Annotated in this window: 21 protein-coding genes; 12 read left to right on the forward strand and 9 right to left on the reverse strand. The window is 60.7% G+C overall.

Annotated features, from left to right (window positions below):
- Nucleotides 1–185: 185 nt before the first annotated feature.
- The 3 genes from KTC28_RS22495 to KTC28_RS22505 all read right to left on the reverse strand — a co-directional run bounded on the left by KTC28_RS22495 (nt 186) and on the right by KTC28_RS22505 (nt 4,327).
- Nucleotides 186–1,130 (reverse strand): tyrosine-type recombinase/integrase, encoded by a 945-nt coding sequence (locus KTC28_RS22495; RefSeq protein ID WP_439650135.1) that lies wholly within the window; start codon nt 1,128–1,130, stop codon nt 186–188.
- Between the two features lie 393 nt (nt 1,131–1,523).
- Complete coding sequence (locus tag KTC28_RS22500; RefSeq protein WP_223132385.1) at nt 1,524–3,047, reverse strand: ATP-binding protein; 1,524 nt, start codon at nt 3,045–3,047, stop codon at nt 1,524–1,526.
- 224 nt (nt 3,048–3,271) lie between these two features.
- A complete protein-coding gene (locus KTC28_RS22505) occupies nt 3,272–4,327 on the reverse strand; it encodes an OmpA family protein (RefSeq protein ID WP_216711386.1) in 1,056 nt (351 codons plus the stop codon).
- Between the two features lie 147 nt (nt 4,328–4,474).
- Here KTC28_RS22505 and KTC28_RS22510 point away from each other — a divergent pair, with 147 nt between their 5' ends.
- The 9 genes from KTC28_RS22510 to KTC28_RS22545 all read left to right on the forward strand — a co-directional run bounded on the left by KTC28_RS22510 (nt 4,475) and on the right by KTC28_RS22545 (nt 9,551).
- The gene (locus KTC28_RS22510; protein ID WP_216711385.1) at nt 4,475–4,945 is read left to right on the forward strand and encodes a DUF3617 domain-containing protein; all 471 of its coding nucleotides are present in this window, start codon (nt 4,475–4,477) and stop codon (nt 4,943–4,945) included.
- 16 nt (nt 4,946–4,961) lie between these two features.
- Complete coding sequence (locus KTC28_RS22515; RefSeq protein WP_369426603.1) at nt 4,962–5,426, forward strand: recombinase family protein; 465 nt, start codon at nt 4,962–4,964, stop codon at nt 5,424–5,426.
- Between the two features lie 39 nt (nt 5,427–5,465).
- Complete coding sequence (locus KTC28_RS23420; RefSeq protein ID WP_369426604.1) at nt 5,466–5,618, forward strand: recombinase family protein; 153 nt, start codon at nt 5,466–5,468, stop codon at nt 5,616–5,618.
- 26 nt (nt 5,619–5,644) lie between these two features.
- Nucleotides 5,645–6,061: a cupin domain-containing protein gene (locus tag KTC28_RS22520; protein ID WP_216711384.1), complete on the forward strand. Its 417-nt coding sequence runs from the start codon at nt 5,645–5,647 to the stop codon at nt 6,059–6,061.
- 181 nt (nt 6,062–6,242) lie between these two features.
- A complete protein-coding gene (locus KTC28_RS22525) occupies nt 6,243–6,974 on the forward strand; it encodes a class I SAM-dependent methyltransferase (protein WP_216711394.1) in 732 nt (243 codons plus the stop codon).
- Between the two features lie 174 nt (nt 6,975–7,148).
- Complete coding sequence (locus tag KTC28_RS22530; RefSeq protein ID WP_216711383.1) at nt 7,149–7,532, forward strand: recombinase family protein; 384 nt, start codon at nt 7,149–7,151, stop codon at nt 7,530–7,532.
- Nucleotides 7,533–7,624: 92 nt separating this feature from the next.
- Nucleotides 7,625–8,278 carry a nucleotide-binding protein gene (locus tag KTC28_RS22535; protein WP_216711382.1) on the forward strand — a complete coding sequence of 218 codons (654 nt, stop codon included), beginning with the start codon at nt 7,625–7,627 and terminating at the stop codon, nt 8,276–8,278.
- Nucleotides 8,278–8,601, forward strand: a complete 324-nt coding sequence (locus tag KTC28_RS22540; protein ID WP_216711393.1) for a hypothetical protein — start codon at nt 8,278–8,280, stop codon at nt 8,599–8,601. Before KTC28_RS22535 ends, KTC28_RS22540 begins: the two co-directional genes overlap by 1 nt.
- Complete coding sequence (locus KTC28_RS22545) at nt 8,598–9,551, forward strand: replication initiator protein A (protein ID WP_216711381.1); 954 nt, start codon at nt 8,598–8,600, stop codon at nt 9,549–9,551. Before KTC28_RS22540 ends, KTC28_RS22545 begins: the two co-directional genes overlap by 4 nt.
- 652 nt (nt 9,552–10,203) lie before the next feature.
- Here the strand turns inward: KTC28_RS22545 and KTC28_RS22550 are convergent.
- The 3 genes from KTC28_RS22550 to KTC28_RS22560 are packed head-to-tail and all read right to left on the reverse strand — an operon-like array spanning nt 10,204 to nt 11,125.
- Nucleotides 10,204–10,626 (reverse strand): hypothetical protein, encoded by a 423-nt coding sequence (locus KTC28_RS22550; RefSeq protein ID WP_216711380.1) that lies wholly within the window; start codon nt 10,624–10,626, stop codon nt 10,204–10,206.
- 9 nt (nt 10,627–10,635) lie between these two features.
- Nucleotides 10,636–10,866 carry a hypothetical protein gene (locus KTC28_RS22555; RefSeq protein ID WP_216711379.1) on the reverse strand — a complete coding sequence of 77 codons (231 nt, stop codon included), beginning with the start codon at nt 10,864–10,866 and terminating at the stop codon, nt 10,636–10,638.
- A complete protein-coding gene (locus KTC28_RS22560; RefSeq protein WP_216711378.1) occupies nt 10,850–11,125 on the reverse strand; it encodes a helix-turn-helix domain-containing protein in 276 nt (91 codons plus the stop codon). Before KTC28_RS22560 ends, KTC28_RS22555 begins: the two co-directional genes overlap by 17 nt.
- Before the next feature lie 83 nt (nt 11,126–11,208).
- Here KTC28_RS22560 and KTC28_RS22565 point away from each other — a divergent pair, with 83 nt between their 5' ends.
- From KTC28_RS22565 to KTC28_RS22575, 3 genes are all read left to right on the forward strand, one after another.
- Entirely contained in the window at nt 11,209–11,487 is a 279-nt protein-coding gene (locus KTC28_RS22565) for a hypothetical protein (RefSeq protein WP_216711377.1), read from the forward strand.
- A 28-nt stretch (nt 11,488–11,515) separates the two neighbouring features.
- On the forward strand, nt 11,516–12,109 hold the full coding sequence (locus KTC28_RS22570; protein WP_216711376.1) for a hypothetical protein: 594 nt from the start codon (nt 11,516–11,518) through the stop codon (nt 12,107–12,109).
- A 283-nt stretch (nt 12,110–12,392) separates the two neighbouring features.
- Entirely contained in the window at nt 12,393–13,106 is a 714-nt protein-coding gene (locus tag KTC28_RS22575; RefSeq protein ID WP_216711375.1) for a PepSY domain-containing protein, read from the forward strand.
- A 53-nt stretch (nt 13,107–13,159) separates the two neighbouring features.
- Here the strand turns inward: KTC28_RS22575 and KTC28_RS22580 are convergent, their stop codons facing one another.
- The 3 genes from KTC28_RS22580 to KTC28_RS22590 all read right to left on the reverse strand — a co-directional run bounded on the left by KTC28_RS22580 (nt 13,160) and on the right by KTC28_RS22590 (nt 14,727).
- Nucleotides 13,160–13,363, reverse strand: a complete 204-nt coding sequence (locus KTC28_RS22580; RefSeq protein ID WP_216711374.1) for a hypothetical protein — start codon at nt 13,361–13,363, stop codon at nt 13,160–13,162.
- Nucleotides 13,364–13,444: 81 nt separating this feature from the next.
- The gene (locus KTC28_RS22585; protein ID WP_223132386.1) at nt 13,445–14,170 is read right to left on the reverse strand and encodes an N-acetylmuramidase domain-containing protein; all 726 of its coding nucleotides are present in this window, start codon (nt 14,168–14,170) and stop codon (nt 13,445–13,447) included.
- Between the two features lie 245 nt (nt 14,171–14,415).
- The gene (locus KTC28_RS22590) at nt 14,416–14,727 is read right to left on the reverse strand and encodes a hypothetical protein (protein WP_216711372.1); all 312 of its coding nucleotides are present in this window, start codon (nt 14,725–14,727) and stop codon (nt 14,416–14,418) included.
- Nucleotides 14,728–14,931 lie beyond the last annotated feature (204 nt).

Raw genomic sequence — 14,931 nt, forward strand, 5'->3', positions numbered from 1 at the left:
GCCGCCGTTGCGTTGAAGAGAGCTCATCTGAAACCGCTCCGCTCCCTTTTATATATATATAGGAGTATGTCCCTGTGTCGGGCTGGTTTACGCCGCCGTTAATTAGGGGCCAAGGCCGGGTGGCCCTGGTTCCACCTTAAACAGTTGCCCATTAATGTTTTAAACATTGGTTTCCGCGCCCAGCGTCAGATTAACACCCGCTCGACCTCATCGAGGCTCAGTTCGTCGGTCCGCCGATCATAGAGCTGAGTTGTCCGCGTCGATGCATGGTTTGCCATCGCCGCCGCCTTTTCCAGCGTGCCGCCATTTTTCAGGTAGGCGGTGATCCCCGTCGCCCGGAACGAGTGGTTGCCAATCGCGGTGGCGATGCCCGCCGCCGCCGCCCGCCGTCGGACCATGGCAAATGCGTTGGCCTGCGGTAGCGGTGTTCCGCTCAGGTGCTTTGTCCCACGTGCCAGCGTCCGAAACAGCGGCCCCTTACGATCCTCGTGTAGATCGCACCCGTCGAGATATGCGGTCAGATATTCCTCAAGATTGTGGTGGCACGGCATGTCGTGCCGTTTGCCGCCCTTCTCATGCAGCCGGACCCAAAACCGGCGATTCTGGACGTAGACGTCTTCAACCCGCATCGACAGTGCCGCGCCGATCCGCGCGAAGCTGTAGACCATGAGCCCAATCAGCGCCCGGTCGCGCAGGCCTGCCGGCGTTGTCACATCGATTGCGTCGAGCAGCTGCCTGGCTTCGGCCGGTGCCAGCACGGGCGTCTTACCGCGCCGGACGTTGTGGCTCGGCCCGCGCACCGAAGCAGCGGGGTTAAACGGCACGACCTGGCCGACGACTAGCCAGTCGAACAGATGGCGGACGGCTGCCAAGCGCAGCTTGACCGTCGGCGCGCTGCGCACCCGGCCCAGCTCCTCGACATAGCCGGCAACGTGCAGCGGCTGTACCGCGGCGAGTGACGCGATCCCCCTGCCCTCACACCAGCCCAAAAACTCACTCGTCGCCCGGACGTAGGCACGGCGCGTGTTCGGGTTGCGGATGGTGACGGCGAAAAATTCGAGAAAGCGAATCCGAACACGCTCATTGTCAGCGGCGACAATCGCCGGCAGGGCAAGCTCCGTAGAGGACATTGGGACTAGTTTGTGCAAAACTGGAATTAACGCCATTTCGGCATCCCAACATCTCGCCACCGCGCAAGCGCCTCAGCACACAAGCAAGGTTTGTTGCTGCATGTAATTTCCAACCAGTCAGGGGGATCGTCGATGTTCCTGCTAACCTTACCGATTAAGCTGCAGAGAGATACCTGGGCAAATTCGTTCGCACTCACTTTAGTAAAATCGATCTTCTCAAAATATTTGACCCAATTCATTCTACTTTCTTACAACTGATAAAGGACATTATCATACATAGATAAGCCGACAGGTCATGGTGTACTATCCGGCCACGAATTTACGACAATGAGCGTCACAAGGCGGTGAAGCGGTTAAGCAGAAACCGACCCCAAACCGTCCTTCCCAGCGGATTTACCGACTAGCGGTTTTCCGGTCTACGGCTTTACGCAACACGCCCGACAGCTGCTCCATCGAATAAGGCTTTTGCAGAAGCTCGAAGCCTTGCAAGCCATTTTTCGCCAGATCGTGGCTGTAGCCGCTGGTCAGCACCACAGGCAGGCCGGGGTAGAGCCGCCAGACTTCTTCGCCCAACTCTATTCCAGTCATTCCCGGCATATTCACATCTGAAAAAACGACGTCAAACCGGGCAGCGTTCTTCAATAATTCGGCAAGTGCGTCCTGTGCCGAGTTCGATAAAATACATTGGTAGCCTAGTTCTAGCAAAGCGCTGCTAGTAAATTCGCCGACACTAACGTTGTCCTCCACCACAAGAACGCGAACGCCGGTCCCAGCGGCAACGACAGATGCCAATTTATCGCTCCCAGCTACATTTTTGCTGTTTGCTCGGGGCAAGTAGAGGGTAAAAGTAGAACCGCGGCCCAATTCGCTGCTGACATGAATGTCACCACCAGATTGCTTGGCAAAGCCAAAGACCTGACTCAGCCCCAAGCCGGTCCCGTGTCCCACTTCCTTTGTGGTGAAAAACGGCTCGAAAATCTTCCTGAGATCATCATCGCCGATCCCGGAGCCGGTATCGGTGATGGTGACGGCGACAAAATCGCCCTCGACCGCTTTGTTCAGGCTTAGCCTGGGAATGCTCGATACCGCCCCCGTCGCAATTGTCAGTCGCCCCTCGCCATCCATCGCATCACGGGCATTGATCGCCAGATTGATCACGGCGGTGTCGAACTGGCTGCGATCGGCGCAGGTGAACAGGTGCCCTCCTGGCAAATTCAAGTCGACCTCGACCCGAGGACCGGTCAGCGTTCGCACCACGTCGGCAACTTCGACGACGCTGGCGCCGACATCGAACAGCTCGGGCTTGAGCACCTGACGGCGGGCGAACGCCAATAGTTGCCGCGTCAGCTTCGTTGCCCGCTCGGCGGTGTCGCCGATGGCATTAAGGAACTTGGCTCGACGCTCATCCGACAGATCGGGTCGTTTGAGCAAGTCGACCGCACCGGTGATCACCGTCAGGAGATTGTTGAAATCATGGGCGACACCGCCGGTAAACTGACCGATTGCTTCCATCTTCTGGCCTTGGCGCATCGCCTCTTCGGCTTCGGCAAGGGCAAGAGTATGGCGCTTTCCCTCGGTGTCGTCGCGACCGATGGCAATGATGCATCGCCCATCGGATACAGCCGTCCAGTCGATGTCTCGATACTGGCCGCTTTTGGTTCGATAGCGATTTTCGAATTTCGGAACCTGGTGGCGCTCGTCCATCATTGCCGTCGCTTCCGCGACCGTCCGATCGAGATCGTCTGGATGAAGCAGGTCGAAGAAACTGGTTCCGACAATTTCATCGACCGACCACCCAAGCATCTGCGTCCAGGCCGGATTGGCGGCGATGATCGTACCATCAAATTTGGCCGTGAGCATCAGCAGCCGAGAGTGGGTCCACAGCAGGCTCCGGCCCACGTCCGTTGCTGGATCCATAACCGAACTGTCCCTCACGGTCCGCAACCCTTCGCGCAAAGGAAAAGTTGCACCGTCCGAGGTTTGTCGAGCGCTGATCTTACGGCCGTCGACAACAGCAATGCGTTTTTTCTAACGCCCGCTTCTCACGCCAGTTGATTGCTGCCGTGGGGGCAGGCCGGCTTGTCCCCCAGCCCATTCATGGCAAACGGCAAAGCTAAACGTTGGTTTGGAGCGTTAACGGCTTAGGCTCGCACCAGCTCGACACGCCGGTTCGCCGCCCTGCCCTCTTCGGTGGTGTTGCCGGCAATTGGTCGACTAGCCCCGAACCCCTGTGCAGTCAGCCGGGTGCGCTCGACGCCGGCGCTGACCAGCGCCGCCACCACCGACTTCGCCCGCGCCTGTGACAGCGCGAGATTATGCATCGGTGATCCGCTGTTATCGGTGTGTCCCTCGACCGACAGTTTCAATGCCGGGTCGGCGAGCAGTTTCACAACCTCACCAATCTGAGGCTGCGAGGTCGGCAGGATCGTCGCCTTATCGACCGCAAAATTGACCGCGATGGTCGCTTCACCGACTTTGTCGATCGCGTCCTTGAGCGCGCTTGCGGGCAACAGCTTGGCGGTCGGCACGAAGGCTTTGGTTTCAGCGACGGCCCAGCTGCCGCTCGATGTGCTGGCGTTGAAGTGGACCCAGATATCCTTGTCGGCCCGGTGGATCAGGAACGTCACGGCAGGGTTGCTGATGATGTCGCCCAGTCCGGCATCGACCTGCTGCGCATCGGGATCGAGCTTGCCGCGCATCTCGCTCGGCAGCTGCGCTTCCGCGACCTTTCGCCCGCCAGCCTGGACGACGAGGCTTTCGATGTTCTTTTGCAGCTCGTATTTCGAGAACGCCTTGCCCTCCCCGGGATCGATCTTCGACTGATAGACCTTGCCCTCGACCCAGACGAAATGGTCGCCGACCCAGAACGGGAAACGGGCGAGATCGAGCGTCTGGGGATTTGCCGCGATATAGCCAGCGGGAAGTGAGAGATAAGGGAAGGCACCGAGCTTGACCGTCGACACAGGTTCCTTCGACGTATTGAAGCTGCCCACCGGTGCCGCGGCCGATGCCGCCGCAGGCGTAGGTGCAGGCGTTGGCACCGCGGGTGCCACAGGTGCGGTCGTGCTGGTCGACGGGGCCGATGCTACGACCGTGCTCTCTGTCGTCGTCGTCGTCGCTTCTGGGGCAGGTTTCTTGTGACAAGCGGACAGGGCCAGTCCTGCCGACACAATCATCGGTACAACGAATTGCTTCACGGTCATCCTCCTTGCTGTCGATCGGTCGGAGCGGCGATGCCATATCGCCGAATTTCTTGGAACCCCGCACGCCGGGCGTGCTCTAAGCTCGGTTTGGAGTGTTAACGGGCGTCCGTTATGAGGGTGCATCACGAGACAGGAGGCCCCATGACACCAGTTCGTATCGCGTTTGTAGCCGCCCTCGTGCTCGCCTCTGCCGCCGCCGCCGCGACGCTGGCACCGTTCGAGCCGGGCGATTGGGAAACCACCACCAAGGCTCACTTCGACTTTGCGCCAGGGACGCCGCCGATGGTCGCGCGGATGCTCGCGGCGCAGACTGCCGCGCCACAGGTGCGCCATCACTGTGTCACCGCCGCCGACCTTGCCGTATCACCGGGATCAGTGCTGGCGATCAGCGGCGGCATTTGTCACTACCGCAAGTCGAGCTTTGCAGACGGCCATATGGCGCTCCAGACCGAGTGCAACGGCGCGAACGGCGAACACACGATCACCGATGTCGTCGGTAACTACACACCGACGAGCTTCACCGCGACCGGCAGCAAGAAGGGTGACAGTCAGCCCGGCACCGCCATGACGATCGTGACCAGCGGGCGGCGGACCGGCAGCTGCACGGGTTGAAGGACGCGGGGAGCCTGTGACCCCCCTGCCCCGTTTCGTCGCCTATTACCGCGTCAGCACCGACCGTCAGGGCCGGTCCGGTCTTGGCCTCGATGCGCAGCGCGAGGCGGTCGCGGACCAGGTGCAGCGCGCCGGCGGCACGATCGTCGCTGACTTCACCGAGATCGAGAGCGGCAAGCGCGCCGATCGGCCCGAGCTGCGCGCGGCGCTGGCCGAGGCGAAGCATCACCGAGCGACACTGATCATCGCCCGCCTCGACCGGCTCAGCCGCAACATGGCGTTTATTGCCAATCTCATGGACGCCCGCGTCGACTTCATCGCTTGCGACAATCCCCATGCGACCCGGCTGACCTTCCATATCCTTGCCGCCGTCGCCGAGCACGAGCGCGAGATGATTTCGGCGCGGACCAAGGCGGCGCTGGCCATCGCCAGGGCGCGCGGTGTCAGGCTCGGCAACCCCCGCCCCGCCTATGCCCGCTAGCGCGCCGCAGCGACCCACAGGGGCCATGCAGACCAGTTTGTGGCGACGGTGCGCGACACGATCGGCGGCATGGCCGGCCAGGGCATGAGCCTTCGCGCCATCGCCCGCGAACTGGACCGGCGCGGCGTGCCGACAGCACGCGGCGGAGCATGGCAGGCAGTGCAGGTGCGAGCCGTGTTGGCGCGACCGTAAATCTATGCGCGATAGGAGATAACGCTATGGCCGACCCCGACAATCTTTCCGCCGGTAAGCCGACTGTGTTCGACCTCTCGTCGGTCTTCGTTCACCTTGCCGAGGAAGGTGTTGCGACCGCCGTCCCCATCGATGCGAGCTTCTGGGAAAACATGGACCTGCGTTTCGAGCAGGGCCGCATGGTCAGCATTATCGAAAGCCCCGGAGACTGGCCGAATTGGGAGATGCATCCCGAGGGCGAAGAGTTAATCTACCTGCTATCGGGACGGATGACGCTGGTGCTCGACAAGGGGTCGGGCTCCCTCGACCGTGTTGAACTGGAGGTCGGCAAAGCGACGGTGATGCCTCGCGGAGTATGGCATACGGCAGACGTTTCGGAGCCTGGAAAGGCGCTTTACGTGACCACCGGCGCGGGTACGCAAAGCCGGGCACGAACGAATTAGAGATGGCTGCTTACGACCCCATTTCTGCCGCCTGATTAAGGCATCGGCTTGCCGAAAGCTGCCCCCGCCTCAGTTGCCCGACAAAGCGATTTCGTATGCGACCATCACTGATGTCTTGTCGCAACCTAGAGCAGCGACGGACCTCTTTGCGAAAGCCGAGCGAAGGTCCACACTAGTGGTTATGATTGCACAATACGATGTTATCGGCCTGAACTATGCCGAACTGCGCAGACCGGACCCCCGAATCGGTGCAGCAATAGAGACGGCACTTGGGAAGACGCAGACTGTGCTGAATGTTGGCGCTGGTACCGGATCTTATGAGCCGCCTGATCGACAAGTCACAGCTGTGGAACCATCGATCGAGATGATCCGAAAGCGTAGCCCGCTAGCTGCGAAGGTAATCCAAGCGTCAGCCGACGATCTTCCATTCGCTAACAACAGCTTCGATGCCGCAATGGCGATCCTAACCGTCCATCATTGGCCCGACATCGGGGTGGGACTGCGTGAGGTTAGGCGCGTGACCCGCGGCCCTATCGTCCTACTCACGTATGATCCGTCCTTCCGGCCTTGGCTGACCGACTACCTGCCCGAACTTGCAGCTCTGGATGACGTTCGCATTCCGGCGATGTCGGACTATGAGCGATGGCTTGGTCCTGTTCACGTCGTTCCAGTGCCGATACCCCATGATTGCACCGATGGATTCCTATATGCCTATTGGCGTCGGCCTGACGCCTATCTAGACCCGCGTATCCGAACCGGCAGCTCGTCGTTCTGGGCAATCGGAGACGTCGAGCCGGGCTTGCAGAAGCTAAGGCACGACCTCGCTACTGGTGAGTGGGCGCGGCGTTATGCTGAGCTGGTAACACTTAACGAATACGACGCGGGTTACCGGATCGTGATTTCGGAGCGATAAGCTAACGATGGTTGTCCACGGCTATTGCCGAAAAGCCGACCGGCAGCTTCGGCCATATTCCTTCCGCAAGCGGACCGGCTGAAATCCACCCCAAAACAGTCATTCCAGCCTCTCGTTCTGCCTTAGCGTACGCCTGTGCACATATCGTGAGGTGACCCCTTTATCGCCAACCTCATGGACGCCCGCGTCGACTTCATCGCTTGCGACAATCCCCATGCGACCCGGCTGACTCTCCATATCGTTGCCGCCGTCGCCGAGCACGAGCGCGAGATGATTTCAGCGCGGACCAAGGCGGCGCTAGCCATCGCCAGGGCGCGCGGCGTCAGGCTCGGCAACCCCCGCCCTGCCTATGCTCGCGAACGCGCCGCAGCGACCCACCGGGGCCGTGCAGACCGGTTCGCGGCCACGGTGCGCGACACGATCGGTAGCATGGCGGGCCAAGGCATGAGCCTTCGCGCCATTGCCCGCAAGTTGGACCGTCGCGGCGTGCCGACAGCACGCGGCGGAGTGTGGCAGGCCGTCCAGGTGCGGGCTGTCTTGACGCGGACGTGGAGCTAACGTAGCGGTGCGATAAGTACTAAGCTACTAAGCGGCTATACGACTAAGCGAATATGCCCTATAAGTCGCTTATTCGCTTAGGGGAGCTGACTGTGCAGACATGGGCCGTCATCGCGCAGAAGGGTGGACAATCCAAAACAACACTGGCGACCGGCTTTGCGGTCGAAGCGGCGCGGGAAGGCGCAGCGGTGGTCATCCTCGATGCCGACGACCGGCAAGGATCGGCGCTCTACTGGTCCGAACGCCGCGCTGTTGAAGACGTGATGGTGAAAGACAGCAGCGTTGCCGGTCTACCGCTCCACGTCACCCGAGGCCGCGCCAGTGGCAAAATCGACCTCATCATCATTGACACCCCGGCGAATTCAAAAGACATCGCCATGCTCGCAGCCGAGCAGGCCGACTTCGTCATTATCCCAGTCGCACCGCGTGGACTGGACGTCCATTCGGTCCTTCAGACAGTGAAGCAAGTGCAACAGGCCGGCACGCCGTTCGCGGTCATCTTAACCCAAGTTCCACATCAAGGAGGGGAGGGGGAGGAGGCCCGTGCGGGCTTTGCCGCCAAGGGCATCGCGCTGTTCGAAAGCCGCCTTCATTTCCGGAAGGACTTTTATCGGGCTACGCCAATCGGCCGGACCGCCGCGGAGCTCGAGCCGAGTGGGAAAGCCGCCGCAGAGTTGCGCGCAGCCTTTAACGAGGCTAAGCTACTAAGCGGATATGCGACTAAGCAAATAAGCGAGTTCGTGTGATGGCTAAAAAATCATCGGCACTGGCAGGTGTTTTTGATGACGAGCCCGAAGCGCCCTCATCGCAGGCCGCTGCCCTTCAGGCACCAATCCAGGCACGACCAGAATCAGGTTCTCGATTAGGCAATTCTATTGATACACCCGCGCTTTCCCGCCGCAGCAGCCATCCCGGAAAGAAGCCGGTCCTGATCCATATTCCCGAAGATATGCACCGCACGCTCCGGCAGCTCAGTGTGGAAGAGGGCGGCGAACCACTGACTGTCGTAACCGAGCGCTTGTTGCGGCAGTATCTCGTTGAACGAGGCCATGCCAGGTTCGCCCCGTGAGCAAGCGCCGCGATCCAAGCCCGGAATTTGACCTGTTCATACCGGGGCTAGGTGACCTTCCGCTCAAGGACCAGCGGGAGGTCATGGAGCGGCCATTTTTTTCGCTACAAAAGCGCAAACGTTTAAAGCCGATTGAGTATCGAAGTCCGGATGGCGAGGCATGGGTGCGTGTTCAAGCGATACCCGACTACGGCATGGCGACGATTTGGGATGCCGACATCCTGATCTGGGCCGCCTCGACGCTGAATCGCATGAAGCAGCAGGGTGCGAACGATCTACCCCGGACGCTGACTACCACTCCATATGATCTGCTACGGGCGATTAAGCGCAGCACCGGCGGCCGTGACTACCAAGAACTGCAGGCGGCCCTGCTAAGGCTTCAGACGACATCGATCACGACCTCGATCCGCGCGACGAAGCGCCGGCAGAAAGCCGGCTTCAACTGGCTCGATAGCTGGACCTTCGACACCGATGCCGACACCGAGCAGCCGCGTGGCATGACGTTGACCTTGTCGGACTGGGTTTACGAGGGGATCGTCAATGAGAAATCGCTTCTCACCATGCATCCCGATTATTTCTTGCTGTCGGGCGGGCTTGAGCGCGCGCTGTATCGCATCGCGCGAAAGCACGCCGGCACCCAGCGCGGCGGATTTACGTGCCGGGTAGAGGTACTTCGCGACAAAACCGGCAGTGACGCCAAACCCAAGGAGTTCAACCGGATGCTGAGGCGCGCGATCGAGGCCGACCAGCTTCCCGAATATAGCATGAAGTTGACAGAAACCGTCGATAAAAGCCCGGCCGTTCTGTTTCGGGTGCGCGGCGAAGCCGATGCGCTGGAGTTCGAGGCCCGGATGCGAGCCGAGGAAGAGCATCGCGCACGCTTCATGGCCGATCGGCGGCGCACCGAAGAGGTCGACGCCCGCATGGACCAGCTAGCGGGGCGACGTTAGCTATCGGGGTTTCACACACCGTGATTTGTATTGTCGGGGTTTCACACACCCCCGCGATCGATCCGAGCACCATGGTTGAACCGAGAATTATACGAGGCCACGGTTAGCCTGTGGGTAAGTGACGCCATTTTGCCGCTTTTCGCTTTAGTTGACCCGGGGTTTCACACACCGAGACGTCGGGGTTTCACACACCAAGCTATCGGGGTTTCACACACCGAATCACGGGGTTTCACCCACCAGCAGGTCAGATAAGGCCACGGATTAATTGGGCTTTTCGGCGTCTATTCTGACCCTAACTTTCTTAACAGTTATAATTAATAGAATCGCTTAACCGCCAGCAGCCAGCCCGCCAAAGTAGTATGTGCATTCGATAATGAACGCGCTGATGGTGCCTACGTTTTTGTTGAGGCGACGGCCCATAGAAGGCCGCTAAGAAGCTTGGCGAGGTAGAGGTTGGTCCGAACGGCGGTAAATACCCTCGCAGGGCAGCCAGGGCGGTCGCTGACGAGGTTTTTGGTTACGGTATGAGCTTTCCAGCCAAACGAAACGTGACCCTTCACAGGGCGTTCCTCCGGCTTGGTCGAGATTATCGGAACGGTTGTAATTTCGATCGCTCGAAGCCGAACGGATCAGGAACGACGGCGCTGGCGCCTCACGGCTTTGCCGTGCCGCGCATCACCGCGTCGATGCCGAGTTCGAGGTCGGTCATTTTCATCATGGCTTCGATCGTCGATCCGCGCAGAGTCTCGACAAGCGCCAGTACCTGCCAGGTGAGGGGCAACAGCTCGGCGTTGTCAGCGTCGATACGGTCGATGACCTGCCTTTGGTCGGCCGACAATTCAACCGCGCGCCACCGGGCAATCTGCCCGGTGTAGATCCCGACGAACTCGAGCTGCTCGGTGTAGACCCGGTGGCTGCGGTCAAGATCCTCGTCGGCGAGCGAGTACGGCCGATCGAGGGCTGCCATCAGGGTGAGGACATGCTCGCGGGAATCCGCCAGTGCGTCCGCGACCATGTCGCTTATCGTCGGCACCATGCTCAGCGGCTGCCAGTTTACCTCGTGCCGGTCATCCATCGCACGCCCTCATTCCGTCCAGTGTCTGGCCTCGCCGCCCAGTCGTCGTGCCAGCAGCTTGATATCATCGATACCATAAGTCAGCAGCGGGGGTTCAGCCGCGCCGGTTTTCGTCGCGCGATCGCACGTCTCGCGCCACTGGCGACCGCGCACCTCTCGCAATGAGGTCAGCCCGGCGATCAGCAGTTTGCGGTCGTCGTCGCCGAGGCCGGTGATGGCAGGGTCAGGGGTCTGGCGCATCGGAGGCAACTCCAGAAGGGCAAGTGAGGACCGCAGCCAACCCGGCAGCCGGGTCGAGTCCGAGGGCCCGCATCCAGATCACGTATTCCCCGACATCAAGCCGGCGTTCGCGTCCCTCGACCTTCGAAACATACGACTGTGGTTTGGCGAGCCGTGCCGCGAGGTCGATCTGGCGGACGCCAGCACCTTTGCGCGCGACGATCATCGCTTCGAGCAGCTGCCGCTGAAATGCATCGTGGTCGAAACTGGCCGGGGTCATGCCCCGCGACTAGATGCTATTGTGGGATATCCCATTCCGGTATATATTTGTCGCGTCAAGGATGTCGGTGATGGAGGACTGCGATGAGTATCGGAACCTGGTTCGAGAGCGTTTTCGGAGCGGGCGCGTCGGCCTCGCATGAAGCAGGGCAGGGCGGTCTGACCGACCACCACTCGATCAATCCCGCGACGTCGCTGCCTATGGTCGGCAGCATCGATGTCATGGGCAATCCTTTCGGTGTCGATCTCAACCCGCCGCATCACTGGGATCATGGCCATGCCGGCGGAATTTCGCACGGCGGTATCGGAATCACCGACGCCATGCCCCCGATCGCGAGCTATGATCCAAACCGTGGCTGGTAGGCGCCCACCAAGGGCGCCAGAAACGCCGGTGTCGGACAGCGCGACGATCGGGGCCGAAAACGTCTCGGTGAGCTTCCTGCCTCCCTCTGACAGGCCGCAGGGGGTGTTTGACAGGGACGAGGCCGGTTTGCTCTCGGGTGGCGCAAGACGCGGACTGGTATCGTTGCTGACCCGGTCACTGCTCCGGTTCGATATCGCCTGTCATCGTCGGCCGCGGTTGTTCGAGGCGCTGCTGTCGATCGTCGGGATCCCGGCGCTGTGTCTGTTCATGGCCGGTGCCGGTTTCTACGTCGTGGGGGAGGGTGGTCCGCCGGGGCTCGCTGATCTGCTGGCTGCGACGATGCCGCTGGCGCTGACAGCCTACATCCTCGGAGCTCGCCGCCGCCGTCTGGGCCGGGTGTTCGGGCTTCAGCAGATCAGCGCGCTGCGGGCGATCGTGTCGCCCGAACAGTGGTGCACGGTTGGTGACGAAGCGCGAGACCAATCTACTGCCGTCTGGGCAGGTTTACGCCCGGTAACACTGCGAACCGTCCTGTCGTGGCTCGATGCGCCACGATGGTCCGCCGATTTCGAAGCAAGTAGGCGGCTCATGCGCGCCCAGCTCGAGGGGTTCAGCTCCTGAGCAATCGGCTCGCAATGATGATCACTTGGACGCGCAATAAAGCACCGGTCACCGCTCATAGTGCTTGAGACAGGCTAAGGCGGCACGCGCACGTTCGGTGAGACGTAAACCACGATCGATGCGATCGACGCACATTGCTGATCCGCCAGCGCAGGAACCGCAATAGTGATTTGATCTTTCCCAGACCGCTTTGCTACATTCGTGCAGGGATACTGCGCCTGGGCCGCTGCTGCTGCTGCGTTTTTCGTGGTACGATCGATGGCGTGTGACATTAGGACGCTTCATGTCTTTCGTTCGTACCTCGGCTTCGCTCCACAAGTGGCTGGCGCTCGTCGTCGGTCTCCCAATTTTAGCTTGGTTTGTGTCCGGTCTCTTCATCGCATTCGTTCCCGAGGACGCAATTCACGGCCACCACCCACCGGACCCGGCTCCCGTGGACGCGGCTGCCGTCGCTCAACCGCTCGCCCAAGCGCTTGCTGCTCGGCCTGGCTCCTACGCCAAGGTCGAAGCCCGCTCCATGCTCGGTCGCCCTGTCGCACTGCTGACGCCTGTCGAGGGTCGTCCGCAGCTTGTGGATTTGACAACTGGACACACGGTCTCACCCATCGATCGCCCCACGGCGATAGCGCTCGCTCTCGAGACTATGGGAGCGCACACTGGGCTACCAGTTCGAGCAGAGCAGGTCTCGGCACCGTCCCGCGTCTACCAAGGCCCGTTGCCAGCTTGGCGGGTCGTATTCGCTGATCAAAGCAACACCGAGGTCTACGTCGCTGCCAACCTTGGACGTGTAGTGGCGAGCCGCGGCGACCTGTTCCGCGTTTACGACACTATGTGGTCGTTCCATATCCTGAATTTTGCCGATCCACGCGGGATCAACACTTGGTGGCTGTGGGGACTAGCTGCCCTGGCGACCGTTGTTGCGATGACAGGCTTTGTGATGCTGCCGAGCAGGCTGCGACTGAAACGTAGAAGGCGGCTCAATACCGAACGATTATAACATCCGAAAGCTAATTTCTAACTGCCGCAGTTGCGCAAGATAACGTGCGGCCATCAGGATAAGGACATGTGTCTGGCTATGATCGGCGCAAAAACATGTGCCAGATTGAAGACGGTGACGGTGGCAATGAGGATAGTCAAAAATCCCAGCTGCCAGCGCAACCTGTCGAGCTTGGCTGCTATGCGCCGAAGCTGATCGTCGAGACGCCGGTTTTGCGCTTCGAGGTTCGCGGTCGCATTGAGCATCTTGCCGGTCACATCGTCCTCCATGCCGCCCGGATCAGCATAGCAGCGTCGGTCCGGGTCTCCAGCTGATCCCAGGGTGACGTCGTCTCCCGGTTACCGCCCTCCGAGTGAGCGATAGGCATTGCCAATCAGCGGTCCATATCGTGCCTGGTCACTACCGTTGTACGCGGCAAAGCCAAGCCAGTCCTTGCGCTTCAATGCGGCCATCAGCTTCCCGGCGCAGTGAGCTTCAAAGGCCTTCAGGTGATTGACCTCGGACACGTACATCGCCGCGACGAAGCTCCGCACATCGGGCCAACCGTCGTGATATTGGCCGAGCACCTGAAACTTGCCCCACGACGCCGATTTCAAGGCCGCATCGACATCAAGGATCATCGCCTCGTACAGCCGTTCGTACTGATCCCAGCTGTAGAATGGTTTTGCCGCCGCCCAGGTCGCCGTGGCGAGGTGCGGATGGCTTTCAACGAAGCGGCCGTTGGTAAAATCATTAAAATGATGGGCTTCGAACAGAATTTTCGGTCGTCCGAGGTCATCGAACCCGCTCTTCCCGCCGCTTTCGACAATGGCGACGGCTTTGATGGCGGCGACTTCGACCCCGTGGCGCAGCGCAGCGGCGGCATAGTCGACGTCGGACAATGGCGGCGGCACCGATGAAGGCGTCGGCACGGTGTTGGTGACATCGTCGCGCATGGTCAGCAGCGGTGCTGTCCGGCGACGTCCCGCGACTGCGGCAAGGGCGAGCCTGATTTGTTTCGCGAGAGCCGGTGAGGCCGGAGCACCAACACGGACACGGAAAACAATTTCGAGGATCGCCGCCATGGCGACCTCGACCTCGAGTTGCTTGGAAACCGGGAAGCGTTCTGGCTCGCCGGTCAGCGTGTCGTTTGTCGCCTGCGGGGTGATCGGTGGCTGGCAGGCTCCCACGGCAATCAGCCGCTGCAACCGGACAGGTCCGATGAAGGTACCCGCCTCGACGAGCTCTGGAAGCGTCAGCCGCTGGAAAAATAGCCGTAGCATGGCGTCGGCCGACACACGGATCGCGTCAAGGATCGGAGGATAGTCGATCATCGCCGGCCAGTGAGCAGATGACGCGCGCGGGCCGCAGTGCGGACGCCGTCGAGCCGATGCTCGAGAGCCTCGTCGCGCACAACGGCTCCGTTGGCGATGCGGTACACCAGCGCCTCCGCGGAGCGCTCACCATCGGGAGCACGATGAATGCGATCATAGAGGATAACGACACCGGCATCGTGACCGAGCGGTACGATCATGGTGGCGTTGACGAAGAAGTCGAACAAGCCGGTCGGATCGTCGGGACCGGCAAGCCGGAGGCAATGCCCGGAGTAGTCCAGACGACCGGTAAAGGGCCCGGCGAGCATGTCGCTGCGAATGAGTGTTACGGTAGCGCGCCCAGCATGATCGAGTTGCCCTGACACGGGGGCAGCCGCAGCGGCACGTCCCGGACCGATTGCTAGATCGACCGGGCAAGCTGATGCCATAGCGGTAGCTGCAACAGCGATAAGTCCGATCATTGCCACTCCCAAGGTTGAACTCGGTATCGCACCATTATGAAAACGTTTCGT

The sequence above is a fragment of the Polymorphobacter megasporae genome, from assembly GCF_018982885.2.
Classification (GTDB): domain Bacteria; phylum Pseudomonadota; class Alphaproteobacteria; order Sphingomonadales; family Sphingomonadaceae; genus Polymorphobacter_B; species Polymorphobacter_B megasporae.

Coding starts and splice junctions, on each gene's coding strand:
- KTC28_RS22530 (WP_216711383.1), top strand. CDS start 7,149: ATGGACGCCCGCGTCGACTTCATCGCTTGCGACAATCCCCATGCGACC.
- KTC28_RS22575 (WP_216711375.1), top strand. CDS start 12,393: ATGTCTTTCGTTCGTACCTCGGCTTCGCTCCACAAGTGGCTGGCGCTC.
- KTC28_RS22495 (WP_439650135.1), bottom strand. CDS start 1,130: ATGTCCTCTACGGAGCTTGCCCTGCCGGCGATTGTCGCCGCTGACAAT.
- KTC28_RS22555 (WP_216711379.1), bottom strand. CDS start 10,866: ATGCGCCAGACCCCTGACCCTGCCATCACCGGCCTCGGCGACGACGAC.
- KTC28_RS22565 (WP_216711377.1), top strand. CDS start 11,209: ATGAGTATCGGAACCTGGTTCGAGAGCGTTTTCGGAGCGGGCGCGTCG.
- KTC28_RS22540 (WP_216711393.1), top strand. CDS start 8,278: ATGGCTAAAAAATCATCGGCACTGGCAGGTGTTTTTGATGACGAGCCC.
- KTC28_RS22585 (WP_223132386.1), bottom strand. CDS start 14,170: ATGGCGGCGATCCTCGAAATTGTTTTCCGTGTCCGTGTTGGTGCTCCG.
- KTC28_RS22510 (WP_216711385.1), top strand. CDS start 4,475: ATGACACCAGTTCGTATCGCGTTTGTAGCCGCCCTCGTGCTCGCCTCT.
- KTC28_RS22500 (WP_223132385.1), bottom strand. CDS start 3,047: ATGGATCCAGCAACGGACGTGGGCCGGAGCCTGCTGTGGACCCACTCT.
- KTC28_RS22550 (WP_216711380.1), bottom strand. CDS start 10,626: ATGGATGACCGGCACGAGGTAAACTGGCAGCCGCTGAGCATGGTGCCG.
- KTC28_RS22560 (WP_216711378.1), bottom strand. CDS start 11,125: ATGACCCCGGCCAGTTTCGACCACGATGCATTTCAGCGGCAGCTGCTC.
- KTC28_RS22525 (WP_216711394.1), top strand. CDS start 6,243: ATGATTGCACAATACGATGTTATCGGCCTGAACTATGCCGAACTGCGC.
- KTC28_RS22590 (WP_216711372.1), bottom strand. CDS start 14,727: ATGCTCGCCGGGCCCTTTACCGGTCGTCTGGACTACTCCGGGCATTGC.
- KTC28_RS22520 (WP_216711384.1), top strand. CDS start 5,645: ATGGCCGACCCCGACAATCTTTCCGCCGGTAAGCCGACTGTGTTCGAC.